This window comes from Streptomyces sp. NPDC027672, assembly GCF_055566335.1.
Map to the genome: position 1 here is coordinate 403,108 of NZ_JBVHSO010000008.1, position 17,782 is coordinate 420,889.

Sequence of the window (17,782 nt, forward strand, 5' to 3'; positions counted from 1 at the left end):
GTTCCCTTCCGGCAGGGGGCGGGTGATGGCTCTCCGTTCCAAGGCGCACACGGCTCTGGCCGCGCTCCGCGCGGAGCTGGCCGGCCAGGTGCTCGCCCCGGACGACCCGGGGTACGACGCGGCCCGTACGCTCTTCGACGCGCGGGCCGAACGGCGGCCGGCCGTGATCGCCCGGTGCGCGGACACGGCCGACGTGGTGCGGGCGGTGCGCTTCGCCAGGGAGCTGGACCTGCGCGTCGCGGTGCGCGGCGGCGGCCACGGCCTGGCCGGCGCGGCGCCGGCGGACGGCGCGCTCCTGGTGGACCTGCGCCGGATGCGCCGGGTGACGGTCGACCCGGCGGCCGGGACGGCCCGGGTCGAGGGCGGCGCCACGATCGGCCGGCTGGACCGGGCCGCCCAGCTCCACGGGCTCGCGACGACCGGCGGGCGGGACTCCGCCGTCGGCGTGGCCGGCTTCGTCCTCGGCGGCGGCACCGGCTGGCTGGACCGGGTCTTCGGCCTGGCCGCCGACAACCTCCTCGGCGCCGAGCTGGTGACCGCCGGCGCGGAGCGGGTGCGGGCGAGTGCCGGCGAGCATCCCGAGCTGTTCTGGGCGCTGCACGGCGCGGGCGGCAACTTCGGCGTCGCCACCGCGCTCACCCTGCGGCTGCACCCGCTGCCGGAGTTCTCCCTCGCCCTGCTGGCCTTCGCGCCGCGGCACGGACCGCGGGTGGTCCGCGCCTTCCGGGAGATCATCCGTACCGGCCCGGACGAGGTGGGCGGCGCGGTGCTGTGCGTCACCGGGCCGCGCGGGCCGTGGGCGCCGGCCGGCCGGCCGCTGTGCGCGGCGCTGCTGACCTACGCCGGGCCCTGGGCCGGACTGCGCGCGCTCGCCGCGCCGCTGCGCGCGCTGCCGTACGACGCGGAGCTGGCCGGCGACCTGCCGTACGCCGGCGCGCAGCGCCTGCTCGACGCCCCGGCCGGGCTGCGCGCCCACTGGTCGGCGCAGTGTCTGACCGGGCTGCCGGACGCGGCGGTGGAGGCGTTCTGCGCCCGCGCGGCCGCCGCGCCGGAGCCGGCCGGGACCCGGCTCGCGCTGTTCCCGGGAGGCGGGGCGGTCGCGGCGGGCCCGCGCGGGTACCCGGTGTCCGGCCGGGACGCTCCCTGGACCGCGCACCCGTACGCGGCGTGGGCGGACCCGGCCGACGACGAGCGGGCGGCCGGCTGGGTGCGCGAGGCGCGGGCCGCTCTCGGACCGTGGAGCGCGGACGCCGTCCCGCTGAACCTCGTCGGCGACGAGGGCGCCGAGCGGGTGCGGGCGGGGCTGGGCGCCGGGAACCTGCTGCGCCTGGAGCGGGTGAAGCGGCGCTACGACCCCGACAACGTCTTCCGCGTCAACCACAACATCCGCCCGCTGTAGCCGGCCCGCGCACCTGTCGTCGGCGCGTTTGCGCAGGTAGCGTCCGCTGCATGGACAGCCGTACCGACCACCGTTTCGACACCCAGGGCGCCGGGATCACCGTGCGGCGGGCCCTGGAGCTGCCCGGCCTGCGCAGCGGGCTGCCGGAGATCGTGGCGGGTGCCGACCGGCTCGGCCGCACGGTGCGCTGGGTGCACGCGGGCGAGGTGCCGAACATCGCCTCGCTGCTCAAGGGCGGCGAGCTGCTGCTCACCACCGGCTACGGCTTCGGCACCCGGCCGGCCGAGCAGCGGGCGTTCGTGCGGACCCTGGCCGAGCGCGGGATCGCCGCCCTGGTGGTGGAGCTGGGCCCGCGTTTCGCCCGGCTGCCGGCGGCGCTGGTGGAGACGGCCCGGACGGCCGGCCTGCCGCTGGTCCAGCTCCATCGCGAGGTGCCGTTCGTGACGGTGACCGAGGAGATCCACACGGAGATCGTCAACGGCCACTACGCGCTGCTCCAGCGCGCCGAGGAGGTGCACCGGCGCTGTACCGAGGCGCTGCTGAGCGGTGGCGGGGTGCCGCAGGTGCTGGGCATCCTGGCCGACTTCAGCGGCAACCCGGTGTTCCTGGAGACGGCCGACGGCCGGCTGCTGTACGCCGCCGGGGCCGGGCCGGAGGGCGCCGATCCGCTCCAGGTGTGGGAGGGGCTGCGCGGCCCGCACAAGGAGGTCCCGCCGCCGGCCGGTTCGGTGCTGGTGGACGTGCCCGGCGGCGGGCCCGGCACGTCGGGGTCGGTGCGCGCCCGGCTGGTCCTGCCGCCGGTGTGCGCGGCGCCGGCCCCGGTGCACCGGATCGCCGCCGAACGGACCGCGGGCATCCTGGCGGTGGTGCTGATGCAGGCCCGGCAGGAGGAGGAGCTGGCGGCGCGCGGGCGCGGTGACTTCCTCACCGATCTCGCCGAGGGCCGGATCGCGGCCCAGGACGCGCCGGCGCAGGCCCGGGTGCTCGGCTTCCGGCCCGGTGACGGCCCGCTGCTGCCGGTGGTGATGCGGCTCGGGGACACGCTCCCGGCCGGCGGGGGCTGGGCGGTGCTGGCCCGGGCGGTCGCGGAGGAGCTGGCGGCGGTGGGCGTGCCGGTGCTGCTGGGGGTGCGGCCGGTGGAGGGCCGGGTGCCGGTGCTGCTGGGGCTGCGCGCGGAGCCGGAGCGGGCGGCGGTGGCGGACCGAGTCGCGGCGGCGCTGCGGGCCGGGGCGGAGCGGGCCGGGATGCGGCGGCCGGGCTCGCCGCCGCCGGTGGTGGTGGTCGGGGTGGCCGGCGGCTGGGCGGCGGCCTCGGCGGGGCTGCGGCACGCGGCGGAGACGGCGACGGCGGCGCAGGGCCTGCCCGACCGGCCCTGGTACGACGCCCGGCGCCTCGACATCGACCTGCTGCTGTGGCGGCTGCGGGACCATCCGGACCTGGCGGCCTTCGTGGACCGGGCGATCGGCCCGCTGCGCGCGCACGACCAGCGCTCCCGGCCGCCGCTGCTGCCGACGCTGGAGACCTATCTCGCGCACGCCGGCCGCAAGGCGGAGACGGCCCGCGAGCTGCACCTCAACCGGCAGACGCTGTACAACCGGCTCGCCCGCATCGGCGAGCTGCTCGGCACCGACCTGGACGACCCGCAGACGGTGCTGGCGCTCAGCCTGGCCCTGCGGGCGCGCCGTCATGTCGCTTAGGGCAGTGGCCGCGGCTGGGTCAGTTCGTCGTACACGCTGAGCACTTGCGCCACGGTCTCCTCCTCGGTCGGCCAGGTCGCGGCCTGCCGGGTGCCGCGCTCGCGCAGCAGCGCGCACCACTCGGGGTCGGCGAGCAGCCGTACGACCGTGTCGGCGAGGGCCGCCGGATCGCCGTACGGGACGAGGGCGGCGGCGTCGCCGACGAGGTCCGGGATGCCGCCGGTCCGGGGCGCGACGAGCGGCACGCGGGCCCGCAGCGCCTCCTGCGCGAGGACGGGCCGCGGCTCCGGGGCGCCGGTCAGGAGGGCCAGGTCGGCGGCGGCGAGCAGTTCGGGCACGTCCTCGCGGCGCCCGAGGAGCCGTACCGGCAGCTCCTCGTCGCCGATCCGCCGCTGGAGCACCGGCCGCAGCGGCCCCTCCCCCGCGATCACCACCAGCGGCGCCGGGTCGAGTTCCCGCCAGGAGCGGGCCGCGTCGAGCAGCACGTCGTAGCCGCGGTGGCGGTCCAGGGAGCCGGCCACCAGGATCACCGGGCGGCCGGTGGCGCCGAGTTCGGCGCGGACCTTGGGCCGGCGCCGGTCGGGGTCGGCGGCGGCGGTGCCGCCGTGGGTGCCGGACGGGCCGCCGGGCCGGTGCCGGCCGGGCAGCGCGACGGCGGCGAGCCGGGCGTCGCGCGCGCCGCTGCGCCGGGCGCGGTCGACCAGTTCGGGGCTGGTGCCGAGGACCACGGCCGCCGTCCTGGCCACCCGCCGCTCCAGCAGCCGCAGCAGGTGCGCCCGCGGGCCCTCGGCGTGGGCGCGGCCGTGCCAGGTGACCACCAGCGGGGTGGTGCGCCCGCTGAGCGCGAGGACGGCCCGGAAGGAGGCGTGCAGGCCGTGCGCGTGCACCAGGTCGGCGTGGGCGCAGGCCGTGCGGAGCGCGGCCACCGAGACGGGGTCGCTGCTGCGCGGCACGTGCACGTGGCCGGCGCCGGTGCCGGTGAAGTCGTAGGCGCGGTCGGCCTCGGTGGGGGCGCACACGGTGACCCGTACGCCCCTCGCCACCAGTCCCTCGGCCAGGGAGCGCACGTGCGCGCTGCTGCCGGTGTTGCCTCCGCCGAGCACCTGCACGGTGCGCAGCGGCGACTGGCCGTGCGGTGCGGTGCTGCTCAGAGGGCTCACGGGGGTCACGGGGCCGGGGCTCCTGGTTCACGGGGAGGGGTCACGGGGAAACGTACCGAAGGTAGCGGGCTCCGGGGGGCGGAAGGACGCATCCCGCGCGCCTCCCGCACGGACCGTTCGGCCTCCTGGCCCGCCCCGCGTTCCGCGCCAAGCATGCCAGGGCACAGGGCCGTTCGGGCACATCCGGGCGGGCGCAGCGGACGGCGGACCGGGGCAACGCGCCGGAGCACATCACCCGCACGGGCGAGGCGAGGCTCACCCCGCTGGGGCGGTGCCCGCGGGCATCGGGCGAGGTCAGCCGCGTGCCGTGCGCCGCGCCCAGGCGGTCACCCGGTCCCCGTGACGGGCCGCGGCGACCAGGGCGACGGCGTGCGCGAGCAATCCCGCGCGCTGGTTCCGCGCCACTACGGCCGCCCCGAGCGCGGCACCGAGGGCGTGCGCCCCGGTGTCCCCGAGCATGACCCGCTCCCCGAGGTCGTCGGGCAGCACAGCGGCGGCGGCCCCCAGCGCGGCGGCGGCCGGCCCGGTCCCGGGCCCCGTCCGCAGCAGCCCCGGCGCCGCGAGCAGGGCCACCGCGCCGGCGGCCCGTCCCGGCCGTACGTCGAGGAGGTTCACGAAGTGGGCGGTCCCGGCGATCACGACCCCGGCGAGCAGCTTGTCGAGCGGCCGCTCCTTCAGCAGCGCGCCCGCCGCCAGCCCCGCGGCCGCTATGCCGAACAGCTTCACGGCCCCGCTGGTGACCTCGCCGTCCCGCAGCGCGCGCAGGTGCGCCCGGAACCCCCGCCGGTGATCCCCGGCGACATCGTCGTAGGCCCCGCACACCCCGGCGCCCAGCACCGCGATCCCGGCCGCGGGGCACACCCGCCCGGCGGCCACCGCCGCCCCGATCGCCACGGCGGGCCCGGCGTACATCCCGACGTCCCGCCCGGCGTGATTCCTGCGCTCCCACCGCCCGCGCCCGCCGGGCGCGGTGGCGCGCAGCAGGGTCTGGCCGGTCCGGGTGAGGGTTGCGGCCAGCAGGAGGGAGCGGAGCGCGCGCTTGTCGATCACGGCCCCACTCTAGGGACCCCGCTCCGGGCCGGGTCCCTCACACCTCCGCGCGGGCCGTGGCCAGGAGTTCCTCCGCGTGGGCCCGGGCCGTCTGCGAGTCCTCCTGGCCCGCCAGCATGCGGGACAGTTCGCGGATGCGGTCCTCGCCCTCCAGGACCTTCACGCCGGAGCGGGTGACGGAGCCGTCGTCGGTCTTCTCCACCAGGAGCTGGCGGTCGGCGAACGCAGCGACCTGGGGCAGATGGGTGACCACGACGACCTGCGCGGTCTTGGCCAGCTTCGCCAGCCGGCGGCCGATCTCGACCGCGGCCTTGCCGCCGACACCGGCGTCGACCTCGTCGAACAGGTACGTCGGCACGGGATCGGTGCCCGCGAAGACGACCTCGACCGCGAGCATCACCCGGGACAGCTCGCCACCGGAGGCACCCTTGGCGATGGGCCGCGCCGGGGCGCCCGGGTGCGGGGCGAGCAGCAGCTCCACCTCGTCCACGCCGGCCGGGCCGTAGGCGACCGTCCGGCCGTCGACCTCGACGCCCTCCGGGTCCTCGGTCTGCCGGATGTCGAAGGACACGCGCGCGTGGGGCATCGCCAGCGAGGCCAGCTCGGCGGTCACCGCCGCGGCGAACCGCTCGGCGGCCTCCGTCCGCGCGTCCGTCAGCGCCTGCGCGAGCGCCCCGAGACCGGTGCGCAGCGCGTCCCGCTCGGCGGTCAGCTCCGCGATCCGCCCGTCGTCGCCGTCCAGCTCGGTGAGCCGGGCGGCGCCGCGCTCGGCCCAGGCCAGCACCGCGTCCACGTCCTCGCCGTACTTGCGGGTCAGCGCGGTCAGCGCGGCCCGGCGCTCCTCCACGGCGGCCAGCCGCAGCGGGTCGGCGTCCAGGTCGTCGGCGTATCCGGCCAGCTCGCCGGCCACATCACCGAGCAGGATGCCGATCTCCCCGATCCGGTCGGCGAGCGCGGCCAGCGCCGGGTCGTGGCCGCGCACGGCCTCCAGGGCCCGGTGGGCGCCCGCGACGAGCGTGGCCGCGTCGATGCCCTCGGGGTCCTCGGGATTGCCCGCGAGCGCGGCGTGCGCGACCGTCGCGGCGGACGCCAGCGCCTCGGCGTGCCCGAGCCGCTCGGCCTCCTCGGCCAGCTCCACGTCCTCGCCTGGCCGGGGTTCCACGGCGGCGATCTCGTCCAGGCCGTAGCGGAGCAGGTCGGCTTCCTGCGCCCGCTCACGCGCCCGCGTGGTGATCTCCTCCAGCTCGGCGGAGACGGCCCGCAGCCGCCGGTAGGCCTCGCTGTACTTGGCCAGCGGCACGGCGACGGCGTCGCCCGCGTACCGGTCGAGCGCCTGCCGCTGCCGGGACAGCTTCAGCAGTCCCTGCTGGTCGGTCTGCCCGTGCACGGCCACCAGGTCGTCGGCCAGCTCGGCGAGCAGCCCGACGGGCACGCTGCGCCCGCCCAGGAACGCCCGGGAGCGGCCCTCGGCGGAGACGGTACGGCTGATCAGCAGGGCGCCGTCGTCCAGCTCGGCCCCGGCCTCCTCGGCGCGCAGCACGGCGGCGGCGCCGGCGGGCACGGCGATCCGTCCCTCCACGACCGCCTTGCCCGCCCCGATCCGCACCAGCGCCGGGTCCGCCCGGCCGCCGAGCAGCAGCCCCAGGCTCGTGACGACCATGGTCTTGCCCGCACCCGTCTCACCGGTGACCGCGGTGAACCCCGGCGACAGCTCGACCACGGCATCGTCGATGACCCCGAGCGACCGTATCCGCATCTCCTCCAACACGGAACAGACCATACGAGGTCCGGGGCCGGGAACGCACATGGCCCGGCGGTCTCACTCGGAGGAGTGGTGCGGTGCTCCGCGCCAGCCCGTGGTCGGCAGCGCGAACTTGGCCACCAGCCGGTCCGTGAACGACGAGTGGTGCAGCCGGGCCAGCCGCACGGGCACGGCCCCGCGCCGCACCTCCACCCGCGCGCCGGGCGGCAGCTCGACCGTCCGCCGGCCGTCGCACCACAGCACGCCGGGCGGGATGTGCGGCAGCACCTCCACCGCGAGCACCGAGTCCGGCGAGGTCACCAGCGGCTTGGCGAACAGCGCGTGCGCGCTGATCGGCACCATCAGCAGCGCCTCCACCTCCGGCCAGACCACCGGTCCCCCGGCGGAGAAGGCGTACGCCGTGGACCCGGTGGGCGTGGACAGGACGACCCCGTCGCAGCCGAACCCCGTCACCGGCCGCCCGTCGATCTCCAGCACGACTTCCAGCAGCTTCTCGGCGCCGGCCTTCTGCACGGCCGCCTCGTTCAGCGCCCAGTCGGTGTGCACGATGTCGCCGTTGCGGTGCACGACGACGTCGACGGTCATCCGCTCCTCGACCTCGTACGACCGCGACACCACCCGGTCCACCACCCGGTCGAGGTCGTCGCGCTCGGCCTCCGCGAGGAACCCGACGCGCCCGAGGTTGACGCCGAGCATCGGCACCCCGGAGGCCCGCGCGAACTCGGCGCCGCGCAGCAGGGTGCCGTCGCCGCCGAGCACGATCAGCAGCTCGCACCCGTCCAGGCACTGCGGGGTGGCCTCCTTGATCAGGGCGACCTCGTCCGGGAGCGGCAGGTCGCGCGCCTCCTCCTCCAGCACCCGCACCCCGATGCCATGCCGCAGCAGGCCCTTGACGACGAGTTCCGCGCTGCGGATCGCCGCGGGCCGCCCGGTGTGGGCGAGCAGGAAAACAGTACGCGCCAGGTTCTGTGTCAACGCGGCCCCTCCGCCACTGCACGGTCGACGTCGGCCGGGTCCACCCGGGGTGCCCCCGCCCGCAGCCAGAGAAAGTACTCGACATTGCCCGAGGGGCCGGGCAGCGGACTGGCGGTCACGCCCCGCACCCCGAGCCCCAGCTCCCACGCCCGCTCGGCCACCTGCCGCACGGTCTCCGCCCGCAGTTGCGGACTGCGGACGACACCTCCGCTGCCGAGCCGGTCCTTGCCCACCTCGAACTGCGGCTTGACCATCATCACCAGGTCGGCGTCCGGGGCCGCGCACTGCTTCAGGGCGGGCAGCACCAGGCCGAGCGGGATGAAGGACAGATCGCCCACGACAAGGTCCACGGGTTTCCCGTCGATCGCGTCGAGCGTCAACTCGCGTACGTTCGTACGGTCCTTGACGGTGACGCGTTCATCGCTCTGCAGCGACCAGGCGAGCTGTCCGTAACCGACGTCCACGGCGACGACATGGGCGGCGCCCGCGCGCAGCAGGACATCGGTGAAGCCGCCGGTGGAGGCGCCGGCGTCCAGCGCGCGCCGGCCCTCGACGACGAGCCCGCCGGGCACGAAGACCTCCAGCGCGCCCGCCAGCTTGTGGCCGCCCCGGGAGACGTAGCCCGGGTCGCTCTCGTCGGCCCGTACGACGATCGCTGCGGCGGTCTCCACCTGGGTGGCCGGCTTGGTCGCCACCATCTTGCCGACGCTGACCCGGCCGGCGGCGATGAGCTGGCTGGCGTGCTCGCGCGAGCGCGCCAGCTTGCGGTGGACCAGCTCGGCGTCGAGGCGGCGACGTGCGACTCCTGCCACGTTCGGTTCAGCTCCTGCTTCAGTAAGGCCGTGGGGGCGCCGGAGGTCCCGGGCGGGCGTCGAGCGCGGTGAGCGCGTCGCGCAGCCCCCGGTGTACATCCTCGTACACCTGGAGGTGTCCGTCGGTGGCGAGGTGGTCGGCGTCGCCCAGCCGGTCCAGGTGGGCGTCGATCCCGGCGTCGCCGGTGGGGGTGCGCGGGATGTCCAGCGGGGCCGGGGCGGCGGGGTCGAGCCCGGACCCGGGCTCCTGTCCGGACTCACGCCCGGACCCGGGTACGGGTTCCTGCTCGGGCCCGGCCTCACGGTCGTAGTCGGGACCGTGGTCGTGCTCGGCCCGCGTGGCGTACTCGGCCGGCCTGGCGGTCTCGGCCGCGGAGACGGACTCGCTCATGCCCCGACGCTACCCCGAACCGCTGCGGTACCGTCGGGGGCGATGGCCACGATCGAGGAGTGCCGCGCCGCACTGGGGCGGTTTTCGGCCAATATGCGAGGGGCCGAGGGCCGGGCCCGCGCCGCCGCCGCGCTCGACCGCTCGGTCAGCTGCCACCTCACCGATCTGGACGTCACCTTCGAGGGCCGGATGACCGGCGGCCGGATCGAGGTCGACGCGACCCACCCGGGGCCGCCCCGGGAGAAGGCCCGGATCAGGCTCGCCCTGACCGGCGACGACCTGGTGGCCCTGGTGGACGGCGCGCTGGACTTCGCCACCGCCTGGGGCTCGGGCCGGGTACGGCTGGAGGCGGGCCTGCTGGACCTGTTCCGGCTCAGGAAGCTGCTGTGACCCGCCCGGCGCGGGTCCTGCGGGCCGCCGGCACCACCAGCGGGGTGCCCGTCTCCGGGTCCTCGATGACCTGGCAGCGCAGCCCGAAGACCTCCTCGACCAGCCCGGCCGTGACGATGTCGTTCGGGGCGCCCTCGGCGATCACCCTGCCGCCGCGCAGCGCGATGAGGTGCGTGGCGTAGCGGGCGGCGTGGTTGAGGTCGTGCAGCACCGCCACCAGCGTCCGGCCCTGCTCCTCGTGGAGTTCGGCGCACAGGTCGAGGACGTCGATCTGGTGCTGGATGTCGAGGTAGGTGGTCGGCTCGTCCAGGAGCAGCAGCGGGGTCTGCTGGGCGAGCGCCATGGCGATCCACACGCGCTGGCGCTGCCCGCCGGACAGCTCGTCCACGTACCGGTCGGCCAGCTCCGCCACCCCGGTCTGGCGCATCGACTCCCGCACGACCCGCTCGTCCTGCGCCGACCACTGGCGCAGCAGCCCCTGGTGCGGGTAGCGGCCCCGGCCGACCAGGTCGGCGACCGTGATGCCGTCGGGCGCGAGGGACGACTGCGGCAGCAGGCCGAGGGTCCGCGCGACCTTCTTCGCCGGCAGCGACTGGATGGCCTGCCCGTCCAGCAGCACCCGGCCCTGACTCGGCTTCAGCATCCGCGACAGCGCCCGCAGCAGCGTCGACTTGCCGCACGCGTTCGGGCCGACGATCACCGTGAAGGAGTGGTCGGGGATCTCCACCGACAACTGCTCGGCGATGACGCGCTGGTCGTAGGCGAGGGTGACGTTCTCGGCGGACAGGCGGTTCACGGTGCTCCTCTTGCGGTCGGACTCGGGGGTGGCGCTCATATCCGGCCCGCCTTGCGCTCGGCGACCAGCAGCCACAGCAGATAGGCGCCGCCGAGGACGCCGGTGACGACGCCGACGGGCAACTGGTCGGCGCCGAAGGCGCGCTGCGAGGCCCAGTCCGCGGCGACCAGCAGCACCGCTCCCATGCACAGCGAGGGCACCAGGTTGGGTCCCGGGGAGCGGGTGAGGCGGCGGGCGAGCTGCGGCGCGGTCAGCGCGACGAAGCTGACCGGGCCCGCGGCGGCCGTGGCGGCGGCGGTGAGCAGCACGGCCGAGACCATCAGCAGCAGCCGGACCCGCTGGACGCGCACACCGAGCGCGTGCGCGGTGTCGTCACCCATCTCCATCATCCGCAGGCCCCGGGCGTTGACGAGGACCAGCGGGACGACGACGGCGCACAGCCCGAGCAGCGGCCAGACCTGCTCCCAGTCCCGGCCGCTGAGCGAGCCGGTCATCCACACCACCGCGCGGGTCGCGTCGACCAGGTCGGCCTTGGTGAGCAGATAGCCGTTGACCGCCGTGGCGATCGCGTTGACGCCGATGCCCACCAGCACCAGCCGGTATCCGTGCACGCCCCGCTTCCAGGCGAGCGCGTAGACCGCGAGACCGGTCGCCAGGCCGCCGGCGAGGGCGCCCACGGTCACCTGGGCGGCGCTGCCGGACAGCAGCACGATCACGACGAGCGCGCCGGCCGTCGAACCCTGCGACAGCCCGAGCACGTCCGGGCTGCCGAGCGGGTTGCGGGAGACGGACTGGAACAGCGCGCCGCCGAGCCCGAGCGAGGCCCCGACCAGCAGTCCGACGAGGACCCTGGGCAGCCGCAGCTCGTTGACGATGAAGTCCTGGTAGGCGGTGCCCTGCCCGGCGAGTGTCCGCAGCACGTCGGCGGCCGGGATCCTGGCGTCGCCGGTGCCGATCAGCGCGACACCGGCCGCTCCGGCGGCGGCCAGCAGCAGGACCACGACGAGCAGGGCGCGAGCGTCCAGGCGCAGGGAGAGCCCGCCGGGGAGGCGTACGGCACGGCTTTGGGAGTACGTCTTCACAGTTGGGCCGTCCTGCGTCGTCGTACGAGGAAGATGAAGACCGGGCCGCCGACGACCGCGGTGACGATGCCGACCTGGAGCTCGGCCGGCCGGGCCACGACCCGGCCGATGACATCGGCGCCGAGCAGCAGCACGGGCGCCAGCAGCGTGCCGTACGGCAGGATCCAGCGCAGGTCGGGGCCGGTGAAGGAGCGCACGACGTGCGGCACCATCAGACCGACGAAGACGATCGGGCCGCAGGCGGCCGTCGCGGCGCCGCTCAGCACCACCGCGGCCAGCATGGCCAGCGCGCGGGTGCGGTCGAGGTGGGCGCCGAGGGCGCGGGCGGTGTCGTCGCCCATCTCCACGGCGTTCAGCGGCCGGGCCAGCGCGAGCGCGAGGACGGTGCCGGCCGCGAGGAACGGCAGCACCTGGAGGATGGTCGAGCGGTCCGCCGAGGCCAGGGAGCCCACCGTCCAGAAGCGCATCCTGCCCAGGGCCGCGCCGTCCGTGATCATCACGGCCTGGAGATAGCCGTACAGGGCCGCGCTGATCGCCGTGCCGGCGAGTGCCAGCCGCACCGGGGTGGCGCCCCGGCTGCCGCCGAGGAACCACACCAGCGCACCGACCGCCGCAGCGCCCAGGAACGCGAACCACACATAGCCGGTGAGGCTGGTGACGCCGAAGTAGGTCATGGCCGTGACGACGGCGGCGGAGGCGCCCGCGTTGATGCCGAGCAGCCCGGGATCGGCCAGCGGATTGCGGGTCAGCGCCTGGAGCACCGCGCCCGCCAGCCCGAGCGCGGCGCCGACCAGCAGGCCGAGCACCGTGCGCGAGAGCCGTTCGTCCACGACCACGTCGCCGTACGTCCCGGTGTCGTGGAACAGGCCGTGCCAGACCTGCTCCGGGGACAGTCCTTTGGCCCCGACCGCGATGCTCGCCAGCGCGACGAGCACCAGGAGCACGGCGGACAGCAGGAGCCCAAGGGCCCTGGCCGCTCGGTGGGTTGGGGGCGCGGGGGCGTTCTCCGCGCGCGGTACCGGAGGACTGTCGACCAACACGGGGTTAGGTTAGCCTACCCTGCACTGCTTCTCGATCCCCGGTGTCCCGCCGGTCCGTCAGAGACCGAGCCGGGTCAGTGCCTTCTCCCCGTCCAGCGCGCAGGAGCCGTCGCCGGCCGCCGTCCAGGCCGCCGCGCACAGCGCCCGCAGTCCGTCCAGCGGCGCACCGTCGCCCGTCAGCTCCAGCCGTCCGTCGCCGGGCGCGGCCGTCCAGCCGCCGCAGCGGAAGCCGTCCCCCTCCTCGGTGACCTCCGGCTGCCCGCCGAGCAGCCCGCGCAGATCCGCGTCCACATACGTCGGCCGGTGCCGGGGCGGCGCGGCCAGCAGTTGCGCGCCGTCGGTGACGCCGGTCAGCACCAGCAGCGAGTCCACCCCGCCGTTGAACGCGCCCTCGATGTCCGTGTCCAGCCGGTCGCCCACCACCAGCGGGTGCCGGGCCCCGGTCCGGATGATCGTCTCCCGGTGCATCGGGGGCAGCGGCTTGCCCGCGACCTGCGGCTCGGCACCGGTCGCGATCCGCACCACCTCCACGGCGGCCCCGTTGCCCGGCGCGATGCCCCGGCCGCTCGGGATCGTCAGGTCGGTGTTGGACGCGAACCACGGCAGTCCCCGCCGGATCGCGTACGACGCCTCCATGAACCGCTTCCAGGGCAGGTCCGGGCCGCCGTAGCCCTGCACGACCGCCGCCGGGTCGTCGTCCGCCGACTCCACCGGCACCAGGCCGCGCTCGCGCAGCGCCACCCGCAGCCCCTCACCGCCGATCGCCAGCACCCGCGCCCCGGCCGGCAACTGCTCGCCGATCAGCCGCGCGACGGCCTGCGCGGAGGTGATGACGTCGTCCGCGCCCGTCGGTATGCCCAGCTCCGTCAGGTGCCCGGCCACCGCGTCCGGGGTCCGCAGCGCGTTGTTGGTGACGTACGCGAGCCGCATCCCGCCCGCCCGCGCCGTCGCCAGCGAGTCGACCGCGTGCGCGATCGCGCTGCCCCCCGCGTACACCACCCCGTCCAGATCGAGCAGCGCCGTGTCGTACGTCTCGCTCAGGGGCCGCCCACTGCCCTCGGGCCTCGTCCTGACGCCTTGGCTCATATCCGTATCGCTCCTCGTCGACTCGCCTTCCCTCGATCATCCCGCATGGCACCGGCACACGTACGATGCCGGGATGAAGACAGCAGGTCACTCGGAGGCAACGACGCGCCGCGGCCTGGAACTCACCCCGTTCCGAGGTCTCCGTTACGACCCTGACCGGGTCGGCAGCCTCGCCTCCGTCACCTCCCCTCCCTACGACGTCGTCGTACGGCCCGACGGCCTGCACCACCTCCAGTCGGCCGATCCGCACAACATCGTCCGGCTGATCCTGCCCCAGGCCGGCTCCCCGAGCGCCCGCACCGACCAGGCCGCCGACACGCTGCGCCGCTGGCTGGCCGAGGGCATCCTCGTCGCCGACCCGGACCCCGGCCTGTACGTGTACGAGCAGCGCGACGGCGACGGCCTGCTCCAGCGCGGCATCATCGGCGCGCTGCGGGTCACGGAGCCCGCCGAGGGCGTGGTGCTGCCGCACGAGGACGTCATGCCGCCCGTGGTCGCCGACCGGGCGGCGCTGATGCGCGCCACCCGCGCCAACCTGGAGCCGCTGCTGCTGACCTACCGCGGCGACGGCGCGGCCGCCGAGGTGGTCGAGCGCACGGCCGAGCGCCCGCCGCTGCTGGCCACGACCACCGAGGACGGCTTCCGGCACCGCCTGTGGTCCCTCACCGACGCCGAGGTCCTGGCCCGGGTCCGGACCGACCTGGCCGGCCGGCAGGCCCTGATCGCCGACGGCCACCACCGCTGGGCCACCTACCGCCGGCTGCGCGCGGAACACCCCTCCCCCAGCCCCTGGGACTACGGCCTGGTCCTGCTGGTCGACACCGCCCGCTACCCGCTGCGGGTGCGCGCCATCCACCGGCTGCTGCACGGCCTGCCGGTCGCGGACGCGCTGCGGGCGCTGGACGGCCGGTTCCGGGTACGGCGCCTCGACAAGCCCCTCCCCGACGCCCTGGCGGCGCTCGCGGACGCGGCCCGGGACGGCAACGCCTTCCTGCTGGCCGGCGACGGCGCCTTCCACCTGGTCGACCGGCCCGACCCGGACCTGCTGGCCCGCACCATCCGCACCGACCGCCCGTCCGCCTGGCGCTCCCTGGACGCCACGGTCCTGCACACCGTGCTGCTGGAGCACGTGTGGCACATCCCCGAGGACTCGCCGGCCCACGTCGCCTACATCCACGACACGGCCGCGACGGTCGAGAAGGCGGAACGCGACGGTGCCACGGCCGTGCTGATGCACCCCGTCCGCGAGGAGGTCGTCCGCGACCTGGCCCGGCAGGGCGTGACGATGCCCCGCAAGTCCACGTCGTTCGGTCCGAAACCTGCGTCCGGGCTGGTGCTGCGGGCCCTGGAGATCTGAGCGGACGGCACAGGGAAGAGAACGGCGATACGGAAAAGGGCAGGCCCCGGGGGGCCTGCCCTTTTCTCGTCGGCTTCTCTCCGGTGACGTCGCCGGTGAGCGGCGTCAGTCCTTGTCGCCGTCCTCCGCGTCCTGCGCGGCGTTCGCGTCCTCGGCGTTCTCCGCGGCCTTCGCGTCCTCGGCGTCCTCGGCGACCTTCGCGTCCTCGGCGTTCTCGGCGACCTTGGCGTTCTCCGCGACCTCGGCGTTCTCCGCGTGGTCCTCGGAGGACTTGCCGGAGGGCTCCTCGGTCTCGTCGGAAGCATCCTCGGAGACATCTTCGAGGGCGTCCTCGGGAGCGTCCTCGGCCAGGGCGTCGACGAACTCCACGCCGTCCAGCTCGGCGAGCCGGTCGGAGGCGTCGGTGCTGCCGTCCCGGTCGGCCTCGACGGCCTTCGCGAACCACTCGCGTGCCTCGCGCTCCCGGCCGACGGCCAGCAGGGCGTCGGCGTAGGCGTACCGCAGGCGCGCGGTCCACGGCTGCACCGAGTGGGAGGCCAGCTCCGGGCTCTGCAGGGTCACGATGGCCGCGTCCAACTGGCCCATGTCCCGCCGGGCACCGGCGGCCACGAGCCGCATCTCGACCTGCCCGGCCTTGTCCAGCTTGTGCACCTCGGGGGCGCCGGCCATGTCCAGCGCCTTCTCCGGCCGTCCGAGCCCGCGCTCGCAGTCGGCCATCACGGGCCACAGCTCGACGGTGCCGGTCATCCGCCGGGCCGCCCGGAACTCGGCGAGGGCCTCGCCGTACTTCTGGTTCGCGTACGCGGCGAAACCGGCGGCCTCGCGTACGGCGGCCACGCGGGACGCGAGACGCAGGGCCACCTTGGAGTAGCCGTAGGCGCCCTGGGGGTCCTCGTCGATCAGACGGGCGACCATCACCAGGTTCTTGGCGACGTCCTCCGCGAGCGTCTTGGGCAGGCTCTGGAGCTCTTGTCGGACGTCCTTGTCGATCTCGTCGCCGGTGACGTCCTCCGGGATGGGCAGCCGCTTGATCGGCTCCCGGTCCCGGTCCCGCTCGTCGCGGAACCGGCCACCGCCACGGCGGTCGTCCCGGCTGTCCCGGCTGTCACGGCTGTCACGGTCATCGCGGCCGCGGAAGCCGCCGGGGCGTCCGCCCCGGTCGTCACGGCGCGGCCCACGGGCGTCCCGGTCGTCCCGGCCCCGGAAGCCACCCCGCTCACCACGGCTGTCGTCACGACGGAACCCACCGCGGTCGTCGCCACGGCGGTCATCGCTACGGCGGTCGTCGTCGCGGCGGAAGGGGGGACGGTCGCCGCTGCGGTCGTCGCGGCGGAACGAGGGGCGGTCGCCGCCACGGTCATCGCGGCGGTCATCACGCCGGTCGTCGCGGCGGAAGCCACCGCGCTGGTCGTCCCGGCGTCCGAAGCCGCCACCGCGCTGGTCGCCGCCACGCTGGCCGTGACCACCGCGGTCGTCATCACGACGGAAGGACGGACGGTCGCTGCCACGGTCGTCGCGGCGGAACGGGGGACGGTCGCCGCTGCGGTCGTCACGGCGGAACGAGGGGCGGTCGCCGCTGCGGTCGTCACGACGGTCATCGCGGCGGAAGCCGCCACGGTCACCACGGTCCCGGTCGTCGCGCTGGAAGCCCGGACGCGTACCGCGGTCGTCGTCGCGGCGGAAACCGCCACCACCACGACGGTCATCGCTACGGCGGTCGTCGTCGCGGCGGAAGGGGGGACGGTCGCCGCTGCGGTCGTCGCGGCGGAACGAGGGGCGGTCGCCGCCACGGTCATCGCGGCGGTCGTCACGCCGGTCGTCGCGGCGGAAGCCACCGCGCTGGTCGTCCCGGCGTCCGAAGCCGCCACTGCGCTGGTCGCCGCCACGCTGGCCGTGACCACCGCGGTCGTCATCACGACGGAAGGACGGACGGTCGCTGCCACGGTCGTCGCGGCGGAACGAGGGGCGGTCGCCACCGCGGTCGTCACGACGGTCATCGCGCCGGTCGTCACGGCGGAAGCCACCGCGGTCGCCACGGTCGTCACGTCGGTCGTCGCGGCGGAAGCCGCCACGGTCACCACGGTCGCGGTCGTCGCGCTGGAAGCCCGGACGCGCACCGCGCTCACCCTCGCGGCGGAAACCACCACCACGGCGGTCGTCGTCGCGACGGAAGGGGGGACGGTGGTCGCCACGGTCGTCACGACGGTCACCACGGTCGTCACGACGGTCGTCGCTCCGGCGGCCATCGCTCCGGCCGTAGCCGGCACGGTCGTTGGGACGGCGGTCGTTGTCCCGGCGGAAGCCGCCCCGGTCACCACGGTCACCGCGGTCACCACTGTCCCGTCGCCGCTGGTCGCGCTCCGGTCGCTCGTCGGGAGAGTTGGTGGACATGGTGACTCCTGTCTTAGGTACTGCAAGCATTGTAAAAACAAAAGGACCCCTGGTCCCAGCTGAACGCTGGTGACCAGGGGTCCTCCAAAGATTGTTCGGCGGCGTCCTACTCTCCCACAGGGTCCCCCCTGCAGTACCATCGGCGCTGTGAGGCTTAGCTTCCGGGTTCGAAATGTAACCGGGCGTTTCCCTCACGCTATGACCACCGAAACCCTAATGGTTTCGAGCGAACAAGCACACTTTTTACTTGTGTATACAGTTCAGCTCTGAACCGGCAACCGTTCGTTGCCTCAGAACATACACAGTGAACGCGAGCATCAATGGACAAGCCCTCGGCCTATTAGTACCAGTCAACTCCACCCGTTACCAGGCTTCCATATCTGGCCTATCAACC

Annotated in this window: 16 protein-coding genes and 1 rRNA gene; 5 read left to right on the plus strand and 12 right to left on the minus strand. The window is 75.3% G+C overall.

The genetic code is table 11. The features are described from left to right. The first annotated feature begins 25 nt into the window (after window positions 1–25). Window positions 26–1,399, plus strand: a complete 1,374-nt coding sequence (locus ACZ4SV_RS21805) for an FAD-binding oxidoreductase (RefSeq protein WP_468006041.1) — start codon at window positions 26–28, stop codon at window positions 1,397–1,399. A 50-nt stretch (window positions 1,400–1,449) separates the two neighbouring features. Continuing rightward, window positions 1,450–3,096, plus strand: coding sequence for a PucR family transcriptional regulator (locus tag ACZ4SV_RS21810; RefSeq protein ID WP_468006042.1), 1,647 nt, complete (start codon window positions 1,450–1,452; stop codon window positions 3,094–3,096). Here the strand turns inward: ACZ4SV_RS21810 and ACZ4SV_RS21815 are convergent. The 6 genes from ACZ4SV_RS21815 to ACZ4SV_RS21840 all read right to left on the minus strand — a co-directional run bounded on the left by ACZ4SV_RS21815 (window position 3,093) and on the right by ACZ4SV_RS21840 (window position 9,246). Further along, window positions 3,093–4,256: a glycosyltransferase family 4 protein gene (locus ACZ4SV_RS21815; RefSeq protein ID WP_468006043.1), complete on the minus strand. Its 1,164-nt coding sequence runs from the start codon at window positions 4,254–4,256 to the stop codon at window positions 3,093–3,095. The genes ACZ4SV_RS21810 and ACZ4SV_RS21815 overlap by 4 nt on opposite strands. 294 nt (window positions 4,257–4,550) lie before the next feature. After that, the gene (locus tag ACZ4SV_RS21820; RefSeq protein WP_468006044.1) at window positions 4,551–5,306 is read right to left on the minus strand and encodes a hypothetical protein; all 756 of its coding nucleotides are present in this window, start codon (window positions 5,304–5,306) and stop codon (window positions 4,551–4,553) included. Window positions 5,307–5,343: 37 nt separating this feature from the next. Then, on the minus strand, window positions 5,344–7,086 hold the full coding sequence (recN, locus tag ACZ4SV_RS21825; protein WP_468006045.1) for a DNA repair protein RecN: 1,743 nt from the start codon (window positions 7,084–7,086) through the stop codon (window positions 5,344–5,346). A gap of 39 nt (window positions 7,087–7,125) precedes the next feature. Continuing rightward, window positions 7,126–8,043 carry an NAD kinase gene (locus ACZ4SV_RS21830; RefSeq protein WP_365879412.1) on the minus strand — a complete coding sequence of 306 codons (918 nt, stop codon included), beginning with the start codon at window positions 8,041–8,043 and terminating at the stop codon, window positions 7,126–7,128. Beyond that, window positions 8,040–8,855: a TlyA family RNA methyltransferase gene (locus tag ACZ4SV_RS21835; protein ID WP_468006046.1), complete on the minus strand. Its 816-nt coding sequence runs from the start codon at window positions 8,853–8,855 to the stop codon at window positions 8,040–8,042. Before ACZ4SV_RS21835 ends, ACZ4SV_RS21830 begins: the two co-directional genes overlap by 4 nt. Before the next feature lie 19 nt (window positions 8,856–8,874). Then, entirely contained in the window at window positions 8,875–9,246 is a 372-nt protein-coding gene (locus ACZ4SV_RS21840; protein ID WP_468006047.1) for a hypothetical protein, read from the minus strand. 42 nt (window positions 9,247–9,288) lie between these two features. Between ACZ4SV_RS21840 and ACZ4SV_RS21845 the strand changes: the two genes are divergently transcribed. Further along, window positions 9,289–9,636, plus strand: coding sequence for a sterol-binding protein (locus ACZ4SV_RS21845; RefSeq protein ID WP_468006048.1), 348 nt, complete (start codon window positions 9,289–9,291; stop codon window positions 9,634–9,636). Here the strand turns inward: ACZ4SV_RS21845 and ACZ4SV_RS21850 are convergent. From ACZ4SV_RS21850 to ACZ4SV_RS21865, 4 genes are read right to left on the minus strand one after another with little or no spacing between them, the layout of a single operon-like run. After that, complete coding sequence (locus tag ACZ4SV_RS21850; protein ID WP_397949347.1) at window positions 9,620–10,471, minus strand: ABC transporter ATP-binding protein; 852 nt, start codon at window positions 10,469–10,471, stop codon at window positions 9,620–9,622. The two genes, ACZ4SV_RS21845 and ACZ4SV_RS21850, sit on opposite strands and share 17 nt — an antisense overlap. Continuing rightward, the gene (locus ACZ4SV_RS21855; RefSeq protein ID WP_468006049.1) at window positions 10,468–11,514 is read right to left on the minus strand and encodes a FecCD family ABC transporter permease; all 1,047 of its coding nucleotides are present in this window, start codon (window positions 11,512–11,514) and stop codon (window positions 10,468–10,470) included. Before ACZ4SV_RS21855 ends, ACZ4SV_RS21850 begins: the two co-directional genes overlap by 4 nt. After that, a complete protein-coding gene (locus tag ACZ4SV_RS21860; protein WP_468006050.1) occupies window positions 11,511–12,554 on the minus strand; it encodes a FecCD family ABC transporter permease in 1,044 nt (347 codons plus the stop codon). The genes ACZ4SV_RS21855 and ACZ4SV_RS21860 overlap by 4 nt, the downstream gene beginning before the upstream one ends. A gap of 57 nt (window positions 12,555–12,611) precedes the next feature. Further along, complete coding sequence (locus ACZ4SV_RS21865; protein ID WP_468006051.1) at window positions 12,612–13,640, minus strand: HAD-IIA family hydrolase; 1,029 nt, start codon at window positions 13,638–13,640, stop codon at window positions 12,612–12,614. Window positions 13,641–13,713: 73 nt separating this feature from the next. Between ACZ4SV_RS21865 and ACZ4SV_RS21870 the strand changes: the two genes are divergently transcribed. Beyond that, window positions 13,714–14,997: a DUF1015 domain-containing protein gene (locus ACZ4SV_RS21870; RefSeq protein WP_365879397.1), complete on the plus strand. Its 1,284-nt coding sequence runs from the start codon at window positions 13,714–13,716 to the stop codon at window positions 14,995–14,997. Between the two features lie 105 nt (window positions 14,998–15,102). Here the strand turns inward: ACZ4SV_RS21870 and ACZ4SV_RS21875 are convergent, their stop codons facing one another. After that, window positions 15,103–16,020 (minus strand): tetratricopeptide repeat protein, encoded by a 918-nt coding sequence (locus ACZ4SV_RS21875; protein ID WP_468006063.1) that lies wholly within the window; start codon window positions 16,018–16,020, stop codon window positions 15,103–15,105. On the opposite strand from ACZ4SV_RS21875, the gene ACZ4SV_RS21880 reads away from it, so the two are divergent. After that, on the plus strand, window positions 15,967–17,451 hold the full coding sequence (locus ACZ4SV_RS21880) for a hypothetical protein (RefSeq protein WP_468006066.1): 1,485 nt from the start codon (window positions 15,967–15,969) through the stop codon (window positions 17,449–17,451). The genes ACZ4SV_RS21875 and ACZ4SV_RS21880 overlap by 54 nt on opposite strands. A gap of 30 nt (window positions 17,452–17,481) precedes the next feature. On the opposite strand, the gene rrf is transcribed toward ACZ4SV_RS21880, so the two are convergent. Further along, window positions 17,482–17,598 (minus strand): 5S ribosomal RNA (gene rrf / locus ACZ4SV_RS21885). Window positions 17,599–17,782: the final 184 nt, after the last annotated feature.